This is a genomic window from Bacteroides cutis (genome assembly GCF_900241005.1).
Classification (GTDB): domain Bacteria; phylum Bacteroidota; class Bacteroidia; order Bacteroidales; family Bacteroidaceae; genus Bacteroides; species Bacteroides cutis.
The window spans coordinates 412,976-437,718 of the sequence record NZ_OEST01000002.1 but is presented as its reverse complement, the minus strand read 5'-3'; the positions used below and the strand labels follow the sequence as shown (position 1 = coordinate 437,718).

Here is a 24,743-nt window from a genome sequence, read left to right as displayed (position 1 = left end):
TTTATAATCCGGTTATATAATGATATAACATAAAGAAGATGCGCAAATAATAATTTTATGGTATCTTTTTTAAAACAGAGTTACGTAACAAAACTTCCAATAATACACATAACAAAGCTGCCAGTGCGAACCACTGATATTCTTCTTGACGTTTACTATATTCTTTTACATTTAGTTTTGTTTTCTCCAACTTATCTATTTCTTCGTAAACTTCTTTTAATTTAGAGTTACTGGTGGCACGGAAATAATTACCATCTGTAGTACCGGCAATTTGAGTCAATGTTTTTTCATCTATCTCAACTGGCATATTTATATATTGTACAGTTCCACCTACTGGGTAAGGGTATGGAGCCATACCATTAGTGCCCACACCGATAGTATAAACACGAATACCAAAACTCTTTGCAATTTCGGCAGCTGTTAACGGAGAGATATCCCCTTTATTATTAGTTCCATCCGTTAAAAGAATAATGACTTTAGACTTTGCCTTACTATCTTTTAAACGAGTCACAGCATTAGCTATACCCATACCTACTGCCGTTCCATCTTCTATAAGTCCACATTTCACATCCTTAATCAGGTTTAAAAGTACGGCATGGTCTACCGTTAGTGGGCATTGAGTAAAACTTTCCGCAGCAAACAAAGTAATACCTATATTGTCGTTCGGACGTCCATTTATAAATTCTGCTGCCACTTCTTTAGCCGCTTCTAAACGGTTCGGTTTCAAGTCCTCGGCTAACATACTGGTAGAAACGTCTATAGCCAGCATAATATCAATACCTTCAACTTCACTATTTTGCCAGCTATTAGTGGTTTGCGGGCGTGCCATAACAAGGATAATCAATATCAAAGCAATGATCCGAAGCGCAAACGGTACATGTAGCAAATAATTCTTATAACTTTTAGGGGTATGCGCATACACACGAGCATCCGAAATCTGAAGAGTGGCTTCACTATTCTTCCGCTTCATGATATACCATACTATATAAGGTATAAGCAACAGTAGTAAAAATAAATATTCAATATTGGCAAAAACCATGATATTTATGATTTAACGATTTAAAATTTAGCTTCACTCAAAAACTCATTCATTTCTTTATTAATGTATATGATTCCGATTGAAGTATAATTAAGCAAAATAGTTATACAGTTCTAAACCTATATATATAAGCGAACCTATAAGAGCGATGGCCAATAGCACAATACCTGCACCGAGCAATATTTTGGTACGTAAAGAACGTTTCTCAATGATAGTAATTTCTGTTGGTTGTGGTTTAGCATTCTCATCTTCTTTCTCTTTAGTTTCATTGATGAAGTCAATTGCATTAATCAAATTAGCATCATTCTCGTTCATCATTGGGTTATGTTTGGCAAATTTCACCAAATCAGCAGTTTGAAATAATGAGCGTAAATCAGTTATCGCTTCTTTATCCTTTATTTCCAATAATTTATCAATGATTTCAGAAGACGTCATTTCCAGAGCATTAAAACCAAAACGGTTCTTAATATATGTACGAATGGTATCTGTCAGTTCTGTATAATATTCCTTCGATAGTCCTTTTTGCCATGCTTTTTCATCTTTAATACGCTCGATTTCTTTCATTGCCAATTGATGTGGCGGTAATTTAGGTTCTACTTTTACCTTTCGTATAATTGGCTTATTATCACGTATACGCTTTATCAGATAGATCAATAATAGAAGTAGAGGAATAAACAATATTCCGCAAGAGATACTTACATACCAATCTTCCCAAGCAAAAGGAGCCTGCATCACAGTCTTAGGTCCAAAGAACTGATCGGGATGCAACGTATCTACTGGCATTGAATATACTTTCAGGGCCAATGCCTTGGAACGGTAGCCTTTATTATCCACAAGCACCTCCATAGGAGGCAGATAATAAAGTGCTGAGTCAAATGAAGTAACTGTGTATTCTTGAGTTATCAATGAACGCCTACCATCATTCAACATCTGCGTATCAGGTTTGGCTATATCAATAATTTCCACTCCTTTTACCAACGTATCGGTATAGACAGGAAAAATAGCCCGTTTGTCAGTATCTAGCGAAACTTGCAATTTAATCTTTGCCTGTTCTCCGATTAGAATTTGCAAAGAATCTATTGTCGCATCTACCGTTACTGACTGAGCTCCTGCTCTGCCCGACCATGCAACCAACAGTGTTATCAGAAATAAATATCTTTTCATCTTCCGATTAATTTCGTTTTGCAAACAAATTCATTAATGCTTTGACATAGTCCTGATCGGTACGTACCGACACATTGTTAACATTACTCTTGGTAAATGTTTCGTTTAATTCCACTTGTTTATTCACCCACCAATCATGATGTGCACGGCGCACGGCATGCGAAGAAGTGTCAATCCACTGTTCATGACCAGTTTCAGCATCCTTAATTTTTATTAAGCCTATAGCAGGTAATTCCTCTACGCGACGATCGTATACTTGTATAGCAACAAGGTCATGTTTACGATTGGCGATAGTCATGGCATTCTTGAAATTTTCCTGGTCTATAAAGTCAGATAGAATAAAAGCTGTACAACGACGTTTCATTACATTCGTCAGATACTCTAATCCCAAACGAATATTTGTTCGGCGACTTTCTGCATGGAAATCGATCAACTCACGAATGATATAAAGTATGTGCTTACGTCCTTTTTTAGGTGGAATAAATTTCTCAATCCGGTCTGAAAAGAAGATGACACCTATTTTATCATTATTCTGGATAGCGGAGAAAGCCAATGTTGCAGCAATCTCCGTGACCATATCTTTCTTCATCTGCTTTATTGTACCGAATTCCAAACTGCCGGAAACATCTATCAATAACATTACGGTCAGTTCGCGTTCTTCTTCAAACACCTTAACAAAAGGTTTATTGAAGCGTGCAGTCACATTCCAGTCAATGTCACGTATATCATCGCCAAACTGATACTCTCGTACTTCGGAAAATGCCATACCTCTACCCTTGAAAGCCGAGTGATACTGGCCAGCAAAGATATTGTTGGATAATCCGCGGGTTTTAATCTCAATTTGACGGACTTTTTTTAACAAATCAGTAGTTTCCATTCAGTAATACATAATTTAATAAACAGGTATATATCACGTAACAAAAACCATTTACTAATTTCCCTTCCTTTTTTACTAAAACATCGGCTAAATTTAGTAAATCTTTCTTTACTTTTTTAGTAAAATAGGTAAATCATTCTTGGATTTTCGTCCTGATATTACGATATTTATTTACATCAAGGCACTTCAATCTTATTCAATATTTTACTTACAATCTCATCAGAAGTCATATTACTTGCTTCTGCTTCGTATGTCAGACCAATACGATGGCGCAGAACATCATGTGCTACGGCGCGAACATCCTCAGGGATAACATAACCACGACGTTTAATGAAAGCATAACTACGTGCAGCCAATGCCAGATTGATAGATGCGCGGGGTGATCCGCCAAAACCGATCATATCCTTTAATTCCTTCAAATCATATTTCTCGGGATAACGAGTAGCAAATACGATATCTACAATATATTTCTCAATTTTCTCATCCAGATAGACCTGACGAACAACTTTACGGGCTTCTAAAATTTCGTCAGCTTTTAAAATAGGCTTTACATTAAACTTGTCGCCATTGATATTCTGACGGATAATTAGTTTTTCTTCCTCCTGCTTTGGATAGTCAATAACGACTTTCAACATAAAACGGTCTACCTGCGCTTCAGGCAATGGGTAAGTACCTTCTTGTTCAATTGGGTTTTGAGTAGCAAGTACCAGAAAAGGTTCAGGCAATTTAAACGTTTCTCTGCCGATAGTAACTTGGCGTTCTTGCATAGCTTCTAGTAAGGCACTCTGTACCTTGGCCGGAGCACGATTAATTTCATCCGCCAAAACAAAGTTGGCAAAAACAGGACCTTTCTTTACCAGGAAAGTTTCATCTTTCTGGCTATAAACCATTGTACCAATAACATCGGCAGGCAGCAAGTCCGGAGTAAATTGGATACGGCTATATTGCGCGTCGATCAATGAAGCCAATGTCTTGATAGCTAAAGTTTTTGCCAAACCGGGTACACCTTCCAATAATACATGTCCGTCAGACAGCAAACCAATTAACAATGATTCTACCAGGTGTTTTTGTCCTACAATAACCTGGTCCATGCCTGTGATGAGATTGGTAACGAAAGCACTTTGTCTTTCAATCCGCTCGTTCAGTTCGCGGATATCAATTGTTTCAGCCATAAATCAATCTATTTTTAATGTTTAATTTCCTCGTTTATCCGGTTTCATAGCCGGTAATTATTTTTTCGCTCCCAAAAGTACGGGAATAAATTAACCATACCAACTAATTTTTATTAAAAAACAATGTGAAACCTTTAGATTAAACTACTTTCATAGAGTTTAGTACTTAACAAAAAAAGAAGCAGTATTTTTTTACTGCTTCTTTACAAGTTTCGGTATCTTAATTGTGGTACCAAAAGGTACATTATCCGGATTTTTGATAACACCAGGATTATGTTTTACTATATATGGCCATAAAGCCTTTGTTCCATAAAATCGAAGTGCTATTCTCGTTAACGTCTCGCCTTCTTTAATAGTATAGGTAGTCTCTGTTCCAACGATGGTATATCCTACAGAATCAGGTTTGAAAGGTATCACCGCAGATTTCTTTTGTTCTTTTCGAGGAACAGATACTGCTACATTCTCTTTAGGAGTATTTTTTTGCTGAGAAGTTGAAGTTAAAATTTCAGCTACAGTATCTTTTTGAGCCGGTTGAACAACATCTTTTGGAGAAAGACTATCGGTTAATGTTCTTTGATCAATAGGTTTTTCTACTTTTTCTTTCATCATTGTTTCTCTAACAGACTTTGAAGATGAACTATCGAACAAATCAGGATAATACATAAATATCACGGCGCCAGAACATAATAGTACCACGAAAACGACGATACCTATAAAATATTTCATCGTAGAAGACTCCTCACCTTCCCTCACGATCGGTTCCGATTGTTTTGTATTTGGCTGGTCTAGTATCGTTTCAGAAGTTATCTCCGACTCAATTTTCGATTTTAGTTTCTGTTTGACAACATCAGTAAAAGTTTCTGGAATTATTTCAGCAACTTGTTGCTTCTCATTTTCGAGTTCTTCAGGAATATTTTTAGTTTCCTTAGAAGCAGAAACAACTTCTGAGGAAATTACAGCTGTTTTTTCTATAAATTCAATAGTCCCTTCCTTATCGTTTTTAGGTTTGACAAATTGCACCTCTTTTACTTCCGCAATAATCGGAATTTCTTTCTTAATCTCAGCTTCCTGAATTTTCGTATCAATGTTGGAAGGAACTCCTTTTTGTTCAACTTCCTCATCGTCCTCATTATCAGTATCCAATGGGGTATCTTCAAGCACTGTATTATCATTCAAAGCAACCGTTTCAAAGTGTGCAAACGGCTTATTGATAATGTCCTTCAAAGTGGGTTCCGGAGTAAAAGAAACTTTGGTATGTCCCTGTATTTCAAAACGTTCTCCCGTATTGACATTGACACTTTCGCGACTCTCTACAGCAATCAGCTTGAAAGTGCCCAACCCTTTTATCTTCACATATTTATCCTTTTCTAGAGATTCTTCAATCAACAGAAAGAATTCTTTCACAAAACTGTCTGCATTCTTTCTGCTCATGCCATGCTTTTCAGCTAGCAAATCAATCAAGTTCTGTATGTTTAACTTTTCATTCATAATGCGAGGACAATTAAAAGGAAAATTACTTAAACTTATCTTTCAACAGTGTACTAGGTTTATATGTCAGTACTAATTTAGGAGGTACCAATAACCGTTGTTTTGTTGTCGGATTAACGGAAATACGTTCGGATTTTTTCTTAACTTCGAATGTACCAAATCCCTGTACGGAAATAACATTCCCTTCTTCCAACTGCCGGATCATGTCCGACAGTAAAGATGTAACTAAATCCGAAGTATCTTTCACGGTATACCCCAGTCTCCGTGACAATTCAGAAGTAAATTCTTTGTTATTCAAAGTCCAAGTAATTAATTTAGAAATATGTTGCTATATTAGCAAATCTTCCTCACATACACAAGAAGTTCGGGAAAAATATTTAAATAATTCGTCCAAAAAGGTCGAAATCATCGGAGTTTATTATCTCTACTTGGTAAAAGTTACCTATAAGTAATGTATTATCTTTACATTCGATCAAGACTTCAGGGTCAACTTCAGGAGAGTCAAATTCCGTACGTCCCACGTAATAATCTCCTTCTAGGCGATCAATAATTACTTTCATTTTTTGTCCTACTTTTGCTGCGCTCAATTCTGCAGAAATACCTTGTTGAATCGCCATCAATTCATCTAAACGTATTTGTTTCACTTCCTGTGGAATAGTATCCTCATAATTCGCTGCCGCGTATGTACCTTCTTCTTCGGAATAAGCAAAAGCCCCCATTCTATCAAAACGGACCTTACGGACAAATTCTTTTAACTCCTCAAAGTCTTTTTCCGTTTCACCGGGATGTCCTACCATCAATGTAGTGCGCAAATGAATTCCCGGAACTTCTTCCCGGAATTTCTCGATTAGACGGTAGGTTTCAGCTTTTGTCACATGGCGGTGCATCTTTTCCAACATATTATCACTAATATGTTGCAATGCAATATCCATGTATTTACATACATTGGAACGCTCACGCATCACACGAAATAAATCTATCGGAAAATGTGCCGGATAAGCATAATGCAGACGTATCCACTCTACACCCGGTATTTCAGAAATACGTTCGATGAGTTCGGGTAACCTTTGTTTTTTATACAAATCTACTCCATAATAAGTCAGCTCCTGTGCAATAACCTGGAATTCTTTCACACCACGGGCAACCAAATACCTCACCTCATCCAGAATTTCTTCCATTGGGCGTGATACATGTTTTCCGGTAATAATAGGAATGGCACAATAAGAACATTTACGGTCACATCCTTCTGATATTTTCAGATAAGCATAGTGTTTGGGAGTAGTCAAAGTACGCTCTATATGGAGTTCTTCATGATAGGCTTTACCTAAATCCTGAAGCAATTCTTTCCAATTGAATTTACCGTAAAATCTGTCAACCTGCGGAATTTCGATAGCCAACTCCTTTAGATAACGTTCCGAAAGGCATCCCATCACATAGAGTTTTTCTAGTGTTCCCTCCTCTTTGGCCTGTGCAAATTCTAAAATCATATTGATGGATTCTTCCTTTGCATCGCCAATGAAACCGCAAGTATTGATAACGGCAATTTGTCCTTTGGGACGTTTGGCATCATGAGTAACGTGATAACCGGCTTCTTCCAACTGACGTATCAGATGCTCAGAATCCACTAAATTTTTAGAACATCCTAAAGTAATGATATCTATTGTTTTCTTTCTCATGTATTTTCTCCAAACAGTGAATCGACAAATTCCTTTTTACGGAATACTTGCAAATCTTCCATACCCTCACCCAAACCAATATATTTTACTGGAATTTTGAATTGATCGGAAATGCCGATGACAACACCGCCTTTCGCTGTACCATCGAGTTTGGTTACCGCCATTGCCGTGACTTCGGTAGCTAATGTGAATTGCTTAGCCTGCTCAAAAGCATTTTGCCCAGTAGAACCGTCCAAAACAAGTAATACTTCGTTCGGTGCATCCGGTACGATTTTCTTCATTACGTTCTTTATTTTTGTGAGCTCGTTCATCAAGCCTACTTTATTATGAAGACGTCCGGCGGTATCTATAATTACCACATCGGCATTATTGGCTACGGCAGAGCTTAGTGTATCAAAAGCTACAGAAGCAGGATCGGCTCCCATTTTTTGTTTTACTACAGGCACACCTACCCGCTCGCCCCAAATCATCAATTGTTCCACAGCAGCGGCACGGAAGGTATCCGCCGCCCCTAAATAAACGGATTTACCAGCTTTTTTGAATTGATATGCCAATTTGCCAATTGTAGTAGTCTTACCTACCCCGTTCACACCAACTACCATGATAACGTAAGGTTTCTTCATAATGGGAGCTTCAAAGTCATCCACATCATCCGAATTGTTTTCCGTGAGTAAAGCAGCGATTTCATCGCGCAAAATTGTGTTCAACTCCTGCGCATTCATGTATTTCTCTGAAGCGGCACGCTTTTCAATGCGTTCAATTATTTTCAATGTTGTTTCTACACCTACATCAGAAGTTATCAGTACTTCTTCGAGATTATCCAACACTTCATCGTCTACCTTCGATTTTCCAGCCACGGCACGGGCTATCTTACCGAATACACTTTCTTTGGTCTTAGATAATCCTTTATCTAACGTTTCCTTCTTTTCCTTGGAGAAAAAACTAAAAAATCCCATATTCTTATTGTTTGTACAATGCTTTTTACGTATAAATAGTACGACCTATTCTCGCTTTTCTGCAAAGATATAACAAATCCCCTTACCGGACTACCGATAAGGGGATTTTTTTATAAATTATCAGCGCCTTACGGTCGCTATGTTAATCTTATTTCTTGAAAAAGTCTTGTACTTTTTCGTTAGGAACCATTTGTTCATCGAAGATGTAAGCACCTGTCTTCGGAGACTTAACCATCTTGATAACCTTGGTATAAGCACGACCTTCTTTAGAACCTTCGTGCAAACTTGCTACTGTTTTCTTTGCCATGGGGTTATACTCTTATTATTTAATTTCCTTATGTACTGTTACTCTCTTCAAGATCGGGTTGTATTTCTTCAACTCCAATCTTTCGGTAGTGTTCTTTCTGTTCTTCGTCGTAATATAACGAGAAGTTCCCGGCATACCGCTATCTTTGTGTTCTGTGCATTCCAGAATCACCTGTACTCTGTTACCTTTTGCTTTCTTTGCCATAATTCAGTATCTCCTCTACGTTTAACCAATTACTTTAATGGTTTTCCAATCACAATAACCTTTAGCTACTGCATCATTCAAAGCAGCGTCCAGTCCTTTTTTATTAATAATACGTAAACCAGCAGCACACAGGCTCAGGCTGATCCAGCAATCTTGCTCTACATAGTAGAACTTCTTGTTAAACAAGTTCAAATCAAAGGTTCTCTTAGTTCTTCTCTTTGAGTGTGAAACATTGTTGCCAATCATGGCTTTCTTTCCGGTAATTTGACAAATCTTCGACATTTCTATCTTTATTTTATAGTTTTTATCTATACTTCTTTCAAACAGAGCGCAAAGTAAGTACTTTTATCGTTACCAAACAAGTTTTTCCTAAAATAATTCACTGTAGGATAGCAATTTTTCCTCATTTTAGTATGTCACGAAGTAATAAAAGAGCATTTTGGATAGCTTTTTGAACATTTCCCGCTCTTCCGCAGTCTCCTTCCTGTTTCATAGTGACAATTTCATTTTTATAGGCAGCAGCTATCCAGACAGTTCCTACCGGCTTCTCGAGAGTTCCTCCTCCGGGACCCGCAATTCCCGATGTCGCTACCGCGCAATCTGTTTTCAGCGTTTTCATCGCACCTTTCACCATCTCAGTTACGGTTTCACGGCTCACGGCTCCATATTTTTCCAAGGTATCGGCAGAGACATGAAGCAGAGACATCTTTACTTCGTTGGAATATGCTACGATACCACCATTAAAGTATTCCGAACTACCCGGAACGGACGTTATCAAAGTAGCGATCCCGCCACCTGTACAACTTTCTGCGGTGGAAAGGGAGAAATTCTTTGTTTTCAACAATATTCCTATTTCCTCTTCCGGTTTCATACCTTATTATATTATATGGCCTTATTTTTATAAACTAACGCGCGAATAAGCAGGTGCCTCCATTGGACAGAATTCTTTATCCAAATACTTGAAATATCCTGTAATAGCAATCATTGCAGCATTGTCGGTTGTATAGCTGAATTTAGGAATAAAGATATTCCAACCATATTTTTCGGCATGTTCTCGGAATGCATTACGCAAACCATTATTGGCAGAAACGCCACCGGCAACCGCTATTTCATTGATTTTATATTGCTTGGCAGCTTTGCGTAACTTATCCATTAAAATATCTACAATTGTAGCCTCCAATGAAGCGGCTAAATCCACCTTATGATGCTCGATGAAATCAGGATCATCCTTCATCCAATCACGTAGAGAATAGAGAAAGGAAGTCTTCAATCCGCTGAAGCTGTAATCCAACCCCGGAATATGAGGTTTACTGAATGTAAAAGCTTTCGGATTTCCCTGACGTGCCAGCTTATCTATGATTGGTCCCCCTGGATATCCCAGTCCCATTACTTTGGAGCATTTATCAATGGCTTCGCCTGCGGCATCATCAATCGTTTGCCCTAAAATCTCCATATCATTATAAGCCTTAACCAGAATAATCTGCGAATTTCCACCGGAAACCAGCAAACAAAGGAATGGAAAATCAGGCTGTCTATTCTCTTCGCCTTTTGCTTTAATAAAATGAGCTAACACATGCCCCGTCAAGTGATTAACGTCTATCATTGGAATACCCAAAGAACGTGCAAATCCCTTAGCGAACGATACTCCTACCAATAGAGACCCCATCAATCCGGGACCACGTGTAAAGGCTATTGCACTTAATTCTTCTTTTGTCACTCCGGCACGTTTCAATGCTTCGTGTACTACCGGAACAATATTTTGTTGATGTGCACGGGAAGCCAGTTCAGGTACTACCCCACCATATGCTTCATGAACAGCCTGGCTGGCCACTACATTCGAAAGCAGATAACCATCTTTGATGACCGCTGCTGAAGTGTCATCACAGGAGGATTCTATTCCTAAGATTATTGTACTCATAGTGTTTATTTACGTTTAAACGCTGCAAAAGTAGTGATAAAAGTAGTATCGATAACGTATTATTTCATATTTTTGTTGGCTAAATAAAATTAATCGCCTATCAGAACGCTGAAAAAGACAGTACGTTGGGTACTCGGTATAGTATTGGGACTATATATCGGGACTATTTTATTGTTGAACATTCCATATGTCCAACAGCAAATGTCTGCACTTGTCGCCAAAGAATTGAGTTCTATATTAGGTAGTAGACTCAGTATCGGAAGAATAAATATAGGCTTGTTGAACCGCATCATCATTGATGATTTATTATTAGACGACCAATCCGGCAAAGAGTTGTTGAAGGTATCCCGCTTGTCTGCCAAATTCGACATTATTCCCCTGTTCAACGGAAAAATATCTATCAGTAATGTGCAGTTGTTCAGTTTTAATGCCAATCTGGAGAAAGAAACTCCAGACGCTAAATCCAATTTTCAGTTTGTACTCGATGCTTTTGCTTCCAAAGATTCCGTTAAGAAAAAGAGTAATCTGGATTTGCGTGTTAATTCTTTGTTGATACGTCGTGGGAGGGTGTCATATGATATACGGTCCGAACAGGAAACCCCGGGAAAGTTCAATCCTAAACATATCCGTTTATCCAATATTCTCGCTAATATTTCTTTGAAAGCCCTGCAAAGCGATTCCATCAATGCCGCTATCAAGCGCATGAGTATCGAAGAGGAACATTCCGGTTTTGAATTGAAAAAACTAAGTCTCAAAGTAGTTGCCAATGACCGGAAAATGCGGATTGAAAATTTTGCAATCGATCTTCCTAACACCTCTTTGGAGGCAGACACTATCCGCATGGAATACGACAGTCTGGGAGCTTTCGGTAATTTTGCCAGGGATGTTCGTTTTTCGTTTCATATACTTCCTTCCGAGGTCGTTTTGCGAGATTTATCAGCCTTTGTTCCTGCTTTTAAGCCGTTTAAAGAGAAAATAAAACTGGAAGTGGAGACAAACGGAACCATTAACCGACTGAATTGTCCGCAGTTGTTGATATCTGCCGGAAAACACTTCCTGCTGAAGGGAGATGTATCCTTGCAGGATCTTTCTCATCCGCAAGATGCCTTTATTTATGGCAATTTATCTAACCTTTATGCCGATCAGGAAGGCATTGCGTTTTTTGTACGTAATTTGAGTAACGATTATAAAGGAGTTCCCCCGGTCTTACAGCATTTGGGTACTGTCGCTTTTCGTGGTGAGATATCCGGATATTTCACCGATCTTGTCACCTACGGTGAAGTGCGTACCGATATCGGTTCTTTAAAAACCGACATAAAGCTAAGTTCCGACAAGGAGAAAGGTTATTTTTCCTACTCTGGTGCTATAAAAACTACCGAATTTTCGTTAGGCGAACTGTTGGGTAATGATAAATTAGGAAAAGTTACCTTTAATATGGATGTCAAGGGCAATCATTATGAAAAGAAATACCCGTCCATCCTTATGAAAGGATTGGTCGCATCCATAGATTATAGTGATTATACTTACGAGAACATTACTTTGGATGGAGAATACAAACAAGGTGGATTTAATGGGAAAATAGCATTGGATGATGAAAACGTTTCGTTGGAAATGAATGGCACTATCAATACTGCCACTCAGGTACCTACTTTTAATTTCCGTGCCAACCTGGAGCATTTCCGTCCGCATAACCTCCATTTATCACCTAAATATGAGGATACGGAAATATCAGTTCAAGTAACCGCCGATTTCACCGGAGGTTCTATTGACGACATGAATGGTGAAATCAATATAGACAGTTTACAGTTCATTGCACCGGATAAGAACTATTTCATGGATAATCTTCAAATAGCGGCCATTCAGAAAGACAAACAACATAAGTTGCTGACAGTCAATTCCGGATTTCTGAAAGGTAGTATTGAAGGAGATTATTCCTATCAAACACTTCCCGGTAGCGTACTCAATATCATGCGCCGTTATGTTCCAGCTTTGATATTGCCGGGCAAAAAGCCTCAGGAAACAGAAAACAACTTCCATTTCGACCTGCATATTTTCGATACGGAACTACTGTCTACAGTCTTCCAAATACCTGTGAAAGTGTATACCCACTCTACTTTAAAAGGTTATTTCAATGACAAAGCTCAGCGATTACGGGTTGAAGGCTATTTCCCTCACCTGAGTTATGGAGAGAAATTTATTGAATCGGGCATGCTTCTATGCGAGAATCCCGGCGAACAGTTCCAGGCACGGGTTCGTTTCACTAATCGCAAAGTGAATGGAGCTGTAAACGTGGCATTAGAAGCACAAGCCAAGGACGACCATATCCAGACTGTGTTGAACTGGGGTAACAGCAGTTCTGTAACCTATAGCGGAAAATTAGCAACCGTTACACAGTTCATCCGTGTTAAGGAGAATATAGCCGACGGTAACAAACGTTCCTCTCATAAAAAACAAAAAGAGAAATCCTCTTTAAAAACGATAGTCGATGTCCAGCCTACCCATATTATTCTTAATGATACACTCTGGCAGATACATCCTTCACAAATAGTAGTAGATTCGGGAAAAATACATATCAATAACTTCTATTTCAGCCATAAGGAGCGCCATCTTCGCATCAACGGGATTGTATCCGATCAGCCTCAGGATACAGTACGTCTAAACTTACAGGATATTAATATCGGTTATGTATTTGACATAGCCAACCTTGGTGTAAACTTTAAGGGCGAAGCCACCGGTCCGGCTTATGCCAGTGGTGTCTTGAAAAAGCCGGTGATGAGTACGGACCTGTTCATTCGTAATCTCGGGTTGAATGATGGTCTGCTTGGCGATGCCAATATTCATGGAGAATGGCATCACGACGTGAAAGGTATTTATCTGGATGCCCATATCCGCGAGAAAGACATCGCCAAGAGTCATGTGTACGGATATGTCTACCCCATAAAACCCACCAGTGCGCTTGATTTACAAATAGAAGCGGACAATACGAACCTGAAGTTCATACATCATTATATGCGTAGTATCACTCCCGAATTCAGCGGGCGTGCCACCGGGCATGTACATTTCTATGGTAAGTTTAAGGCACTCACCATGGAAGGGCGTGTATTGGGTGATGCATCGTTAAAAGTAGATGTACTCAACACTACATTTTCTTTGAAAGATAGTATCCTTATTCAGCCGGACGGACTGGCATTCCGCAACAATCGCATTTTCGACACACGTGGATATCAAGGTAAGATGAACGGTTATCTGCATTACCAGCATTTCAAAAATCTGGAATACCGTTTCCAGTTCGATGTTAACAATATGTTGGTAATGAATACCAAAGAATCTCTTAACTATCCTTTCTACGGTACCGTATACGGTACAGGCAATGCAACAATTGCCGGAAATGCAGCCGACGGTGTCAATATCGATGTGGCAATGACTACCAATCGTAATACCAACTTCGTATACATGAAAGAAGGCGTTGCGTCTGCCGTCAGCAACCAGTTCATCCGGTTTGTAGATAAAACTCCGCGCCGTGCCATACAAGATTCTATCCTTCTCATTTCCGATTTCGAACAAGCCCAAAAAGAGATGGTAGAGAAAGAAAGTGATACGGATATTCGTCTGAACCTCCTTATCGATGCTACCCCCGATGCTACGATGAAAATCATTATGGATCCCATCGCAGGCGATTATATCAGCGGAAAAGGCTCCGGAAATATCCGTACTGAATTTTATAATAAGGGAGATGTCAAGATGTTCGGTAATTACCGCATCAGTCAAGGAATTTATAAGTTCAGCCTTCAGGAAGTCATTCGTAAGGACTTTACCATCAAAGATGGAAGTTATATCAATTTCAATGGTCCTCCTCTTGATGCCACGCTTGATATACGGGCAAGTTATCTTGTCAGTTCCGCTTCGCTGAACGATTTGGTACCCAATGCCGGCAATTATGTCGACCAAACCAATATCAAGGTGAATTGCATCATGGATTTGACGGGACAACTCACTTCTCCGGCCGTAAAACTGAGTATCGAGTTGCCCAATGAACGCGATGAAGTGCAAGCATTGATACGTAACTATATTCCTACAGAAGAACAGATGAATATGCAGATACTCTATTTGCTGGGTATCGGCAAATTCTACACTCCCGAGAATGTAGATGTCACAGGCAACTCCAATATGATGTCAAGCGTGCTGTCTTCCACCCTTTCAGGACAATTGAATAATGCCCTTTCGCACATCATCGACAGCAACAATTGGAACATAGGCACCAACTTCAGTACGGGAGAAAAAGGCTGGACAGATGTAGAATTTGAAACCATGCTCTCTGGGCAGTTACTGAACAACCGTCTGCTCATCAACGGCAACTTCGGTTATCGAGACAACCCGATTGCCAATACTAATTTCGTGGGAGACTTTCAGGCCGAATGGTTGGTAAACCGTTCTGGAGATATCCGCCTGAAAGCTTATAACGAAACGAATGACCGTTATTATACCAAGACTAATCTTACCACCCAAGGCATCGGTATTGTTTTCAAGAAAGACTTCAATAAATGGAACGAGTTGCTCTTCTGGAACAAATGGAAACTGAAGAGATTGAAGAAAATTCAGGAAAAAAAGGAAGCGGCCTCCACTGATAGCATCCCCCAGGAATAGATTTAAGTAAAAAAGGGAGATACAGTCTTTTTCAACCATATCCCCCTGATATTATAAAATATATATGTCTGTCTTTATTAATAAGAGCGTGCAAATATCACACGGCAAGCCGACGGTTTACCTGTAACCATACATTTACCCGGTTCTTTGTCACCCGGCACGAAGGAGTCAAAAGGAATACAGCGAATGGTAGCTTTTGTTTCCTCCTTGATCTTTTCTTCAGTTTCCGTTGTTCCATCCCAGTGAGCCAGAATAAAACCACCTTCTTCGATCTTTTCCTTGAACTCGTCATAACTGTCCACTGATGTAATACGGTTATTACGATAAGTAAGCGCCTTCTTGTAGATATTTGCCTGGATCTCTTCAAGCAAATCTTTTACGTATTCCTCGATACCTTCGCAAGAACGTGTTTCCTTCTCCAACGTATCGCGACGCATCACTTCCATCGTATTGTTTTCCAAGTCACGGCCACCCATTACAAGGCGTACAGGTACCCCCTTCACTTCATAATCGGCAAACTTGAATCCCGGACGCTTATTATCGGCATTGTCATACTTCACGGAGATACCCAGCGATTTCAACTTGGCAACAATACCCGCTACCTTCTCGTCAATCTTAGCCAGCATTTCCGCATTCTTATAGATAGGTACGATAACCACCTGTATCGGAGCCAGATGCGGCGGCAATACCAGACCATTGTCATCAGAATGCGTCATGATAAGCGCTCCCATCAAGCGGGTAGATACTCCCCACGAAGTAGCCCATACATATTCCATCTTATTCTCCTTGTTTACAAACTGCACATCGAATGCCTTGGCAAAGTTCTGTCCCAAGAAGTGGGAAGTACCACTCTGCAGAGCCTTACCATCCTGCATCATAGCTTCAATGGTATAAGTGTTGAGTGCACCGGCAAAACGTTCGTTGGCGGATTTTACACCTCTGATAACGGGCACCGCCATATACTTCTCAGCGAAATCGCTGTATACATTCAACATTCTTACAGCTTCCTCTTCAGCTTCCTCACGGGTAGCATGGGCGGTATGTCCTTCCTGCCACAAAAACTCAGCCGTACGTAAGAACAAACGGGTACGCATTTCCCAACGGAACACGTTAGCCCACTGGTTGCACAAGATAGGCAGGTCACGGTAAGAATTGATCCAGTTCTTATAAGTATTCCAAATAATAGTCTCCGAGGTCGGCCGTATAATCAGTTCCTCTTCCAGTTTTGCGGCAGGATCCACCACAACTCCCCCCCCATTCGGATCATTTTTCAAACGATAATGCGTCACTACAGCACACTCTTTGGCAAAACCTTCTACATGTTCCGCCTCACGGCTCAGAAATGATTTTGGAATAAGTAACGGGAAATAAGCATTCACATGTCCTGTTTCCTTGAACATATCGTCCAACTGACGTTGCATTTTCTCCCATATAGCGTATCCGTAAGGCTTGATAACCATACAACCACGCACAGCCGACTGCTCTGCCAAATCGGCCTTCACCACCAATTCGTTATACCACTGAGAATAGTTCTCACTACGTTTGGTAAGGTCTTTCAATTCTACTGCCATTCTATTTCGTATTTTAAAGTTTTCTATTCGGGTTCATTAAACGAAGTGCAAAAGTACAAATTTCTGTGCTAAAAGTGTTTATTATATAATCACTATTTTTGTGTGGATACATATAAATAATTTGTACTTACACTTTAATTTATAAATAATAAAGCAGCCGGAATTACTCAAACTGAGCAATCCCGGCTGCCGCCTAAAACAAAATAACCGCTGTTACCTGTCGTTTATTATAAAGATGTCACTCTAAATATGTAGAGGAGTCTCTTCTCTTACATACCACTGCTGGTGCTCCCAATTCTTCTCGTTCTAATACATCAATGATCCCCTCCTGTTCCAATTCGAAAAGTGCGGGATATACCCGTAGCTTGTCAGCACCGGAATTCCGAATGATATCCTCTACCCTAATCTCTCCTGAAAAGGAATTTATGTAGTCTATGATTTTCTGAGTATCAATAAGTTTATAATTTACATCCATTATATATATTGTTTTTATTCATTATATAATATCTCATATTGTTGTGCAATAACTTCCCACCGATAACGTCTTTGAGCAATCTCTATCATATTATTTGCATTTGATTGAAAAGTTGAATATGGCAATTCTAATAACTTTACTAAATCATCAACTGAAGAAAAATAATTAGCTTTTTGCTCTGTCGTTTCCCTATTATATATGACGTCAAAAGCCAATATCGGTTTTTGGAAGAACATAGCTTCTACCAACGAAGGATTAGTCCCTCCTGCACTATGCCCATGTATATAAAAAGAGCAATGACTTCTCAATACATTCAATATTTTCAAGTCATATATAGGAGATAATAGATGAATATTCTCGCAGTCAGCATAGGTTTCCAATAATTCTTTCCCATATAAACTTCTTTCCCAATTTCCGACAAAAACCAGTCTTTTACCGGATACTTTGAAAGCTTCTAATGTTATATGTACATTATTTTCCGGTTCTATTCTACAAAGTGAAAAAGAGTATTCTTCTCTTTTCAGTTCATATTTTTCTAATACTTCATTTTCAATATCCGAAATATTACACAACACATGATTACCTCCATAAGCTATCAATGCCGCTTTCTTGCCATACTCTTCCGCTACATAATCTTGAATGCCTTTATTATCTGCCACTATCACATCACCATACCTTAAGGCCATCTTCTCCGAAAACTTCAAAAAACGTCTTGTCCATTTCCCCCATTTGTCGCGCTTATGTTCCAAACCGTCAATATTGATAACTAAGCGTTTTCGGGAGAACAAGCGATATACCGGAAGAAAACAACAGCCGGACACTCCCAGAACAAGGATAACATCACTACTTCTTGTGGCCTTCAGCAAAGAGATAATATCATATAAGATACTCTGGCTTCCATTGGCATTCAACGGAATATACTTCAATTTTGCATTCTTATAAGAAAGAAGCTTTTGAGAGTAATTCTTACTACTGCAATAAATAGTATAATGAATGTTTTTTGAAGAATTATCACCAATAATATTTTCTACTAAAGACTCAAAACCACCATAATTGGCAGGTACTCCTACTGTGCCAATTATTGAAATTTTTCTCATATTCCTACTTTCTTTATAAATTTAGCGGGATTACCTGCCCAAATTTCTCCACTAGGTATATCACACGTAATTATTGAACCTGCACCAATAACAGCATTATCCCCTATAGTTACTGCTTTAACAATAATAGTATTCATACCAATGAATACATTTTTTCCTATATGGACTTTTCCTAAATAAAATATTGCCTTCTGAGTTGAATAAAAATGAGATAGAATGCAAGTACCACTTGTTATAACACAACCTTGCCCAATAGATATCAGTTCTGGATGTAAAGTATCAATAATAACATTGGCACCAATAAATGATTGACCTCCTATATTTACACCTGCCCATTTTAAAATTTTACAACGAAAATTGCCTGTAAAAATCGGAGATACAGACAATGTCAATAGTAGCTTCCTCAATATTCTTTGTAAAGAATATTGAGGAATTGCAATTTTATTTACTTCATTCATAATCAAGAAACTATTATTTATTGATTTCAAGAAAATGTTTGGATAATATTTTTAAATAAGACATCGCAATACTATTCCAATTATATTTTTTCATGATGTTAGTAGCAATCAGTTGCAGATTTTTTTTATCTTCCTTTGTTTTAGCCAATAATATCATCTTTGCTGACAAATCATCGATATCGGCAGGAGAAAACATGATAAATCCTAAACTCTCAAAATCTTGCATAGCTGTTGTATTCGCACAAATAACAGGTCTTTGCATAATTGCAGCTTCCAAGGGAGGGATACCAAACCCTTCTGCAAATGAGGGATATACAAAAAATAAACAATTAGCATAAAGCCATCGTAATTCCTCATCCGACGGAGTTAGAAATATGATATGTTGTTTTATTGTTTGAGATAACATTCTCATATAGTTATCAAGATTCGGAACACATTCAGACTTACGTCCTGCTAAAATCAAATTTATACCATTTTGCCACAACCCTGTTTTAACAAAAGCTTTTATCAAACCCAGATGATTTTTACGTTCTTCTATCCTACTTACGAATAATATAAAAGGAGAAGATAAAGTTATAGGTAACTGATTATAATAATTATCACACACACCATTAGGCGTAATATATATTTCATCCCTTCTTACATCATAATATTTAATAATTCTATTTTTAGAATACTCTGATACTGTCAGTAACAAATCTGCACGACGAGCAGCATACCTAAAAAGAGAATTATATAAAATTTTGTATTTCCAACTAAAATATTGTGGATAATCCAAGAACAAAACATCATGAATTGTTACAATCTCCTTACACTGTTTAAACAACGGAAGTATATATTGGAAATGGGCATAGTCAATTTTGTATTTTTTTATTAAAGAAGGTATGTCAAAAACCAATCGATAAAACTTATTTGTAGATTTATACTTTAAATAAGTAACATTAGAATTCTTCCCAAATTCTTTTTCCAAATTGATTATATCATGGGCTGCCAGATAAAAATGGATATCTGGCACTATTTTTACAATTTCAGAATAGAGACCTTTAATATAAGAACGAGAGCCTTGAAATATGCCATCGAAAACATGGCAATCTACGAAAATATTCATCTTACTAAAATTATTTTATCGTAATTCTATGTTTTTCATTGAAAAAGTATATTTTGTTAATCAATGAATGTCTACTATATTGGAGAATTTGCTAATTTAAGGTATTTGTCTATTTTAAATATAGTAATTCCCAAGTGATTCGTATAATAATCATCAACGGCCTTTAATTGAACATCATTTTGATTTTCTATAACATTTAATGTACACAACATTTCATTATTTTTGTTATAGATAGGTAATAGCCCTCCACAATCTAATTTTACGATATTTTGTTTTGATAATCTTACCATTGCGTTAATCCATATATCATCCGCCAATGGACATAAATTCTCGAACAAATTTGCGTTACAAGTATCTCTATATAATTTACTTGGCTGAAACAATGACCCTCCTCCTGTTCCAAACAAAATTGATTGACTGAAGCTTGCATCTTGTATTAATGGCCAGGTAAAATAATTCTTTAGACTTCCATCCTTGTTATATTGTATTTTATATCCGAAACGACAAATTATAGAATTAGAATTTTCCATATAAGCTTCTAACATTTGTTCTACCATATTCAAAGGATAATAAATATCATCATCAACTAATAAAACAAGATTGTCTGGATAACTGGTAAATGAATAAAAGAATTTTTTATGGGATCGAAGATCTCCATCTACCATCTCAATGTGAAATATATCATCTTGTCGAGATATTAAGTTATCGGGAATTTCTTCAATGGATGAAAATTGTTCTTTAGAAAGATACAGAATAATTTTATCAGGTCTAATGGTTTGTCTTTTTAAACATTCAACAACTTGCCAGACATTCCCTATTCTCTTAGGAAAGGATGTGAAAGAAACTACTAATTGATTATCAAAACCATTATCCTTTAAAAAATCAGATGCAAATTCTGAGTATTCTCTACAAAAAGTTTTTTCTAACCAATGCGGTAAAATAAATCTAGCAATATTTCTCCATAAATAGCGAAACGGAGACATAACACGCATTGGTATATAACGTCTGTTTCTTAAAAAACGATAGCCTCCTTCAAAAAAAATGTATAAATTCATACTGTCAAATTCTTATAGTATTTGTTCTCATCTTATTTCCCAAATACCCTAATACAATAAGAAAAGAAAACATTGTCCATTCATAAAAAAAATAATTAGAACCTGGAATAACTAAAAACATCATGAGCAATGTCATAAAGCCTGTTTTCATAAGTGGCATTTCCATATTCTTTTTGAAATATTTAAATGAAAGTCTTGCTAAATTGATAAATAAGAAAATATATACCAGTCCATAACGCATATATTGAGACAAGAATCCAACATCATCAGTATCTAGTTGTAATGTTACAGAATTATCTTTGATATATCCATGTGTTCCTGAAATAAATGATAATTTATTTTGAGCGGTTTCTTCTTTCATTGCTCCTATGCCAAATAATCCATTAAAAATATTCTGTGACATATAATCTAATCTTTCCATAACACTCATGAAACGTAAAACTCCAGAACTGGCCCTAAAATCGGAATAATCAGAAGCTGACTGTATAATCTCAATTTCTGTTTTTAAGTCATTTGAATTATGGCTATCAGCTTTTTGCGAGTCCAAGTATTGTAACATGAATGGGGAAATAAACATCAGTACTATAATAGGAAAAACATATTGTTTCTTTTTTAAAACAAAAACTATGTAAAAACATATTGTTCCTAATATAGCTATTAAAAGCATACGTGCATAAAGATTAAAAATACATAGAGACAGTAGGCAAATATAAAATCCCCTTTTATTCCTTGCTATTTTAGGCGTTTTCTCTGTTAACATATAAAACAATATAGATGGAAAGATACCCATTACTGTTTGTTTAAAAGGATTTCCATCTTCATTTTGGTATATGTTCATTAGCATGAAAAGAATCGCAATAAAAGGGATTATTTTTAATAACCATATGAAAAAGGTTTCAACTATATTGTACTCTATATTTTTAACTATAAAATATAATAATAACAATAGACAAAACCTATATTGCCCCAAAGCATTAACCCAACTGTCTACACCTGTTATCCCTGTATATATAACAATGCATAGTTGATAAAGTAAAATTGTATAAATAGCTTTAGCTATTTTATCTCCTTTTGTTGATAGTATATTCTTATTCTTTATAGCTTTGACTGATAGTATCAGTAACATTATTATTAAAAGGTAGTCGTATGTCGATTTATCAATTTCTCCTAGAACTAGAGAAAACAGGCCATATCCTTTAAATATGATTAAACCTATACATATTAAAAAACTCAGATATTGAGCTTTGAAATATTTATAAATAGAGATACTTATCAATAACAAATAGAGAATAACACTCATTTTTTGCCTAATTTAGCTTTTTGGCCATCTAAATATGCTCTATGCCAAGAAATAAAGTCTGAGAATTTATATTTGTCATTGAATAAATTTTTCAGAAAGATTATATCATAGCGTAATAGTAATAATAATGGTTTAATCACTCTTATTGAAAAGGTAGTACCATATGTATGATGCATATAACTATTATTACGAATTTCATAAAAAAGTTTCCATGCAGACTTTCTTCTCTGCTGATTTTTATCACTTATTTGTGCAAAGTCTTCCTTATCCAAAATAGCATTTGGAACTAAATGGACAGGAAATCCATTTACGACTGCTCTGTAGGAATATTCTGTATCATCAAATAATATAAATAAATCTTTATTGGGTAATCCAATTTTTGAAATGACATTTCGTTTTATCAATGGTCCTTCAAAAGCCATTCCCATAATACTAAACGGTTTATCTTGTTCATACAAATATAGAGGTGTTTCTTTTTCATGAAAAGGTTTCAAGAATGAACTAAAATTAAGTTTAATACATTCACCTACAAAAGGTTGATTATTAATAATTCTCCGCGGACAAAGAATTCCAACTTTGTCATCATCATTATTCAAAAGATTTTTCAAACAATCTTGTCTAGGATAAACATCATCATCCATACACCAAATCCAATCGGCTCCTCTATCATAAGCTTCTTTTATACCTCTGTAAAAGCCCCCGGAACCACCTATATTTTCTTGATGAATTACGACCAAGTCATTTTGAGAATCAAGCCACTCTGATGTTCCATCAGTTGAATTATTATCAACAACAATGATACTATCAAGCTTATAAAGTTGATTACGAAGTGCACTGATTGTTTTCTTAACCAGTTCCAATCGACAATATGTAACAACCACAGCAGTTATCTTCTCCATATTCTATTTTATTTTTAAATTTAAAACTTGTTCAATGATCGGAGCCATGTCGTAATAACGATATTGTGCAAGCCGACCACCGAAAATTACATCCTTTTCATTTTCAGCTAACAAGCGGTATTCTTCAGCTAATGTATTATTGCGCTCATCATTAACAGGATAATAGGGCTCCATACCATCCTTATATTCCGTAGAATACTCCTCACTGACAATCGTTTTAGGGTTTTCATAAACATCTTGACCAAACATCTCAAAATGTTTATGCTCAATAATACGAGTATATGGTTCATTATGGCTTGTATAGTTTATAACTGCATTACCTTGATAGTTTGGAATATCTATAATACGTGTATTGAAACTAACAGTCCTCCAATCAAGTTTCCCTAATTTGAATTCAAAGTACTCATCGACAGCACCAGTATACACTAATTTGTCAGCATACGTTTTCCAATTTTTGTATTCAGAATCAAAAAAATCTATATTTGTGAGACAATCAACTCCTTCTAGTAAACCATCAATTAATTTATTATAACCACCGATTGGAATACCCTGATATTTATCATTAAAGTAATTGTTATCAAAAATCATACGTATGGGAAGACGTTTGATAATGAATGCAGGTAAATTCTTACAATCTCTCCCCCATTGTTTTTCTGTGTATTCTTTTATAAGTTTATTGAAGATATCTTTACCAACCAGACAAAGAGCTTGTTCCTCAAGATTAATTGGTTCATGACCGGCCAATGCCATTACCGCTTCCGCTTTCTGCTCTTCAATTTTAGCCTGTGCCTCCGAAGGAGTTTTAACTTCTGGCCACATCTTGTTAAATGTATTCATATTGAATGGTAAGTTATACAACTCACCCTTGTAGTTTGCAATAGGTGAATTGGTATAACGATTAAATTCTACAATAGAATTCACAAACTCCCATACTTTCTTGTTATTGGTATGGAAAATATGTGCACCATACACATGTACATTAATACCCTCTATTTTTTGACAATAGATATTACCACCAAGATGTGAACGTTTGTCTATTACAAGACATGATTTACCCATTCTTTTAGCTCTATAAGCAAATGTAGCTCCAAACAATCCAGAACCTATTATGAGATAATCGTATTTCATTTTATTTTTTTATTAGGGAATCATTTAATTTCATAAGGAGTACTGCTATAACAAATACAACACTTAATGTCAAAAAGAAATATTTACCATATGAACAGTAAATAATACAGGCTATTTTCACATGAACTAAATAAATAAAGAATGATATACTTCCAAGTAATGCTGGAATATGAAGTTTCTGATACTTAGTGTACATACCTGCATAGA

The 24,743-nt window shown here is 36.8% G+C and carries 23 protein-coding genes; 1 reads left to right on the top strand and 22 read right to left on the bottom strand.

The features are described 5' to 3' along the window. Nucleotides 1-55: 55 nt before the first annotated feature. The 13 genes from C1A09_RS05885 to tsaD form a co-directional block, all read right to left on the bottom strand. Nucleotides 56-1,039 (bottom strand): vWA domain-containing protein, encoded by a 984-nt coding sequence (locus C1A09_RS05885; RefSeq protein WP_101542792.1) that lies wholly within the window; start codon nt 1,037-1,039, stop codon nt 56-58. Nucleotides 1,040-1,129: 90 nt separating this feature from the next. Beyond that, complete coding sequence (locus C1A09_RS05880; protein WP_101542791.1) at nt 1,130-2,203, bottom strand: hypothetical protein; 1,074 nt, start codon at nt 2,201-2,203, stop codon at nt 1,130-1,132. Between the two features lie 7 nt (nt 2,204-2,210). Further along, nucleotides 2,211-3,080, bottom strand: coding sequence for a DUF58 domain-containing protein (locus C1A09_RS05875; RefSeq protein ID WP_101542790.1), 870 nt, complete (start codon nt 3,078-3,080; stop codon nt 2,211-2,213). A gap of 176 nt (nt 3,081-3,256) precedes the next feature. After that, a complete protein-coding gene (locus C1A09_RS05870) occupies nt 3,257-4,252 on the bottom strand; it encodes an AAA family ATPase (protein WP_101542789.1) in 996 nt (331 codons plus the stop codon). 192 nt (nt 4,253-4,444) lie between these two features. Then, on the bottom strand, nt 4,445-5,740 hold the full coding sequence (locus C1A09_RS05865) for an HU family DNA-binding protein (protein WP_101542788.1): 1,296 nt from the start codon (nt 5,738-5,740) through the stop codon (nt 4,445-4,447). Between the two features lie 25 nt (nt 5,741-5,765). After that, nucleotides 5,766-6,038: an HU family DNA-binding protein gene (locus C1A09_RS05860; RefSeq protein WP_101542787.1), complete on the bottom strand. Its 273-nt coding sequence runs from the start codon at nt 6,036-6,038 to the stop codon at nt 5,766-5,768. 79 nt (nt 6,039-6,117) lie between these two features. After that, a complete protein-coding gene (gene rimO / locus C1A09_RS05855) occupies nt 6,118-7,416 on the bottom strand; it encodes a 30S ribosomal protein S12 methylthiotransferase RimO (protein WP_101542786.1) in 1,299 nt (432 codons plus the stop codon). Further along, on the bottom strand, nt 7,413-8,372 hold the full coding sequence (ftsY, locus tag C1A09_RS05850) for a signal recognition particle-docking protein FtsY (protein WP_101542785.1): 960 nt from the start codon (nt 8,370-8,372) through the stop codon (nt 7,413-7,415). Before ftsY ends, rimO begins: the two co-directional genes overlap by 4 nt. Nucleotides 8,373-8,520: 148 nt before the next feature. Next, entirely contained in the window at nt 8,521-8,679 is a 159-nt protein-coding gene (locus tag C1A09_RS05845) for a DUF4295 domain-containing protein (RefSeq protein WP_005777897.1), read from the bottom strand. A 15-nt stretch (nt 8,680-8,694) separates the two neighbouring features. After that, nucleotides 8,695-8,883, bottom strand: coding sequence for a 50S ribosomal protein L33 (gene rpmG, locus C1A09_RS05840; RefSeq protein WP_002560155.1), 189 nt, complete (start codon nt 8,881-8,883; stop codon nt 8,695-8,697). A gap of 21 nt (nt 8,884-8,904) precedes the next feature. After that, nucleotides 8,905-9,165: a 50S ribosomal protein L28 gene (gene rpmB, locus C1A09_RS05835; protein WP_002560154.1), complete on the bottom strand. Its 261-nt coding sequence runs from the start codon at nt 9,163-9,165 to the stop codon at nt 8,905-8,907. Nucleotides 9,166-9,286: 121 nt separating this feature from the next. Beyond that, the gene (locus C1A09_RS05830; protein ID WP_101542784.1) at nt 9,287-9,754 is read right to left on the bottom strand and encodes a CinA family protein; all 468 of its coding nucleotides are present in this window, start codon (nt 9,752-9,754) and stop codon (nt 9,287-9,289) included. A 27-nt stretch (nt 9,755-9,781) separates the two neighbouring features. Further along, nucleotides 9,782-10,801, bottom strand: a complete 1,020-nt coding sequence (gene tsaD / locus C1A09_RS05825) for a tRNA (adenosine(37)-N6)-threonylcarbamoyltransferase complex transferase subunit TsaD (protein ID WP_101542783.1) — start codon at nt 10,799-10,801, stop codon at nt 9,782-9,784. Nucleotides 10,802-11,002: 201 nt separating this feature from the next. Here tsaD and C1A09_RS05820 point away from each other — a divergent pair, with 201 nt between their 5' ends. Next, nucleotides 11,003-15,445, top strand: a complete 4,443-nt coding sequence (locus tag C1A09_RS05820) for a translocation/assembly module TamB domain-containing protein (RefSeq protein ID WP_180949184.1) — start codon at nt 11,003-11,005, stop codon at nt 15,443-15,445. Between the two features lie 77 nt (nt 15,446-15,522). Here the strand turns inward: C1A09_RS05820 and proS are convergent, their stop codons facing one another. The 9 genes from proS to glf form a co-directional block, all read right to left on the bottom strand. Beyond that, complete coding sequence (gene proS, locus C1A09_RS05815; protein ID WP_101542781.1) at nt 15,523-17,016, bottom strand: proline--tRNA ligase; 1,494 nt, start codon at nt 17,014-17,016, stop codon at nt 15,523-15,525. A gap of 238 nt (nt 17,017-17,254) precedes the next feature. Beyond that, complete coding sequence (locus C1A09_RS05810) at nt 17,255-17,491, bottom strand: hypothetical protein (protein WP_101542780.1); 237 nt, start codon at nt 17,489-17,491, stop codon at nt 17,255-17,257. Between the two features lie 14 nt (nt 17,492-17,505). Next, nucleotides 17,506-18,588, bottom strand: a complete 1,083-nt coding sequence (locus tag C1A09_RS05805; protein ID WP_101542779.1) for a DUF1972 domain-containing protein — start codon at nt 18,586-18,588, stop codon at nt 17,506-17,508. Then, nucleotides 18,585-19,046 (bottom strand): acyltransferase, encoded by a 462-nt coding sequence (locus C1A09_RS05800; RefSeq protein ID WP_101542778.1) that lies wholly within the window; start codon nt 19,044-19,046, stop codon nt 18,585-18,587. Before C1A09_RS05800 ends, C1A09_RS05805 begins: the two co-directional genes overlap by 4 nt. 13 nt (nt 19,047-19,059) lie before the next feature. Then, nucleotides 19,060-20,154, bottom strand: a complete 1,095-nt coding sequence (locus C1A09_RS05795; RefSeq protein WP_101542777.1) for a glycosyltransferase family 4 protein — start codon at nt 20,152-20,154, stop codon at nt 19,060-19,062. Between the two features lie 74 nt (nt 20,155-20,228). Continuing rightward, nucleotides 20,229-21,209, bottom strand: a complete 981-nt coding sequence (locus tag C1A09_RS05790; RefSeq protein ID WP_145998975.1) for a hypothetical protein — start codon at nt 21,207-21,209, stop codon at nt 20,229-20,231. Between the two features lie 4 nt (nt 21,210-21,213). After that, on the bottom strand, nt 21,214-22,335 hold the full coding sequence (locus tag C1A09_RS05785) for an O-antigen ligase family protein (RefSeq protein ID WP_180949183.1): 1,122 nt from the start codon (nt 22,333-22,335) through the stop codon (nt 21,214-21,216). A gap of 170 nt (nt 22,336-22,505) precedes the next feature. Then, on the bottom strand, nt 22,506-23,408 hold the full coding sequence (locus tag C1A09_RS05780; protein ID WP_101542774.1) for a glycosyltransferase family 2 protein: 903 nt from the start codon (nt 23,406-23,408) through the stop codon (nt 22,506-22,508). Between the two features lie 3 nt (nt 23,409-23,411). Next, a complete protein-coding gene (gene glf / locus C1A09_RS05775; protein WP_101542773.1) occupies nt 23,412-24,536 on the bottom strand; it encodes a UDP-galactopyranose mutase in 1,125 nt (374 codons plus the stop codon). Nucleotides 24,537-24,743 lie beyond the last annotated feature (207 nt).